Origin of the sequence: Streptomyces sp. MB09-02B, assembly GCF_033794485.1 — a bacterium.
In the GTDB taxonomy this organism is placed as follows: domain Bacteria; phylum Actinomycetota; class Actinomycetes; order Streptomycetales; family Streptomycetaceae; genus Streptomyces.
The window spans coordinates 1-2,000 of record NZ_JARGEE010000779.1 but is presented as its reverse complement, the minus strand read 5'-3'; the positions used below and the strand labels follow the sequence as shown (position 1 = coordinate 2,000).

The 2,000-nt window shown below is 70.1% G+C and carries 2 protein-coding genes; both read left to right on the top strand.

What is annotated here, in order from left to right; all coding sequences use genetic code 11:
- Nucleotides 1-6 precede the first annotated feature (6 nt).
- The gene (locus tag P1P70_RS43970; protein ID WP_319248024.1) at nt 7-828 is read left to right on the top strand and encodes an ABC transporter ATP-binding protein; all 822 of its coding nucleotides are present in this window, start codon (nt 7-9) and stop codon (nt 826-828) included.
- Nucleotides 829-929: 101 nt separating this feature from the next.
- The gene (locus P1P70_RS43965) at nt 930-1,946 is read left to right on the top strand and encodes an iron-siderophore ABC transporter substrate-binding protein (RefSeq protein ID WP_319248022.1); all 1,017 of its coding nucleotides are present in this window, start codon (nt 930-932) and stop codon (nt 1,944-1,946) included.
- Nucleotides 1,947-2,000 lie beyond the last annotated feature (54 nt).

Below are 2,000 nucleotides of genomic sequence, written 5' to 3'. Positions count from 1 at the left end.
CCCCACATGCCCCCCACCAACCAGCTCTCCACCCACCACCTCGACCTGCGCTACGGCGACCGCACCATCGTCGGCGGGCTCGACCTGACGCTGCCCGGCGGGGCCGTGACCGCGATCGTCGGCCCCAACGCCTGCGGCAAATCAACCCTGTTGAGAGGGCTCAACCGACTGCTCGCCCCCACCGCAGGCACGGTCACCCTCGACGGCTCCGACATCCACCGCATGTCCGCCCGCGCACTCGCCCTCCGCATGGGACTGCTGCCGCAACAGCCCGTCACCCCCGAGGCGATCACCGTCGAGGCACTCGTACGGCTCGGCCGCTACCCGCACCAACGCCTGCTCAGCCCCTGGTCGGCCGCCGACCAGCGCGCCGTGGACGAGGCACTGGACCGCACCGGTACGACGGCGCTGCGGGACCAGCCCGTCGACAGACTCTCCGGCGGACAGCGCCAACGCGCCTGGATCGCCCTGGCGTTGGCGCAGGACACCGAACTCCTGCTGCTCGACGAACCCACCACCTTCCTCGACCTCCGGCACCAGCTCGACGTCCTCGACCTGGTCGCCGACCTGCACGCCGAAGCCGGCCGCACCGTGGTGATGGTGCTGCACGACCTCGGACAGGCCGCCCGTTACGCCGACCACATGGTCGTGCTCAAGGACGGGCGGCTCGCCGCCGCCGGCCCACCGGCCGAGGTGCTCGACGCGGACCTGGTCAAGTCCGTGTTCGACGTGGACTGCCGGGTCATTCCCGACCCGGAGACCGGCACACCGCTGGTCGTCCCGAAGAGCGGCGCGGCACGGCACACCACCGCGCCCGCCAGCGCCTGACCGCCCCTCACCGTCACCCACCGACCCGCAAATCAACTCACCCTCACCCACACCCTCACCACTTCACCTGTTCACCCCTTCACCGAGAAAGACCACCCCTCATGCTCAAGCGATCACCCCTGCGCGGATTCGGCCGTCCCACCGCCGCGCTGCTCACCGTCGTCCTCGGCACGGGCCTCCTGGCCGCCTGCGGCGACTCCGACACGACGAAGGCGGACGACGCCGCCCAGGCCGGTGCGGACAGCGCCGCCTTCCCCCGCACGCTCAAGACCGTGATGGGAGACGTCAAGATCCCGGCGCAGCCCAAGAAGGTCGTCGTCCTCGACACCGGTGAGCTCGACGACGTCACCCTGCTCGGCATCGACCCGGTCGGCGCCGTCGCCCCGCACTTCAAGACGGAGGGCGGCTTCCCCACGTACCTGGAGGGCGACCTCAAGAACACCACGGACGTCGGCCCGCTCCTGGAGCCGAACCTGGAGAAGATCGCCTCCCTCAAGCCGGACCTGATCCTGTCCTCCAAGGTCCGGCACGAGAAGGTCTACGACAAGCTCAGCGCCATCGCCCCGACCGTCTTCACCGAGACCACCGGCGGTGTGTGGAAGGAGAACCTCGAGGTCCACGCCGAGGCACTGGGTCTGGAGGACGAGGCCGAGACGAAGCTGAAGGAGTACGAGACCCGGGCCGAGGCGCTCGGCGCGGCCATCAAGAAGAAGGACGGCGCCCTGCCGACCGTCTCCGTGGTCCGCTTCGTCGCCGGCCCGACCCGGCTCTACGCCTCCAACTCCTACAGCGGTGTCGTCCTGAACGACGTCGGCTTCCAGCGCCCCAAGTCGCAGGTCTCCGACGACCCGGCCGTCACCATGAAGGACGTCGGCCCGGAGGAGATCGACCAGGCCGACGCCGACCTGATCTTCGTCACCACCGCCGACACCCCGGACAAGACCCAGCAGAAGCAGGTCACCTCCAACCCCGTCTGGAAGGACCTGCCCGCCGTCAAGGACCGCAAGGTCTTCGAGGTCCCGGACGAGACCTGGATGTCCGGCATCGGCGTCCAGGCCGCCGAGGAGATGCTCGCCGACATCGCCAAGGCCACCGGCGTCGAACTCCCGAAGCAGTAACTCCCGCGGTACCCGGGGCGGGCCCCACCACGAGACGGGCCCGCCCCGCCCCAC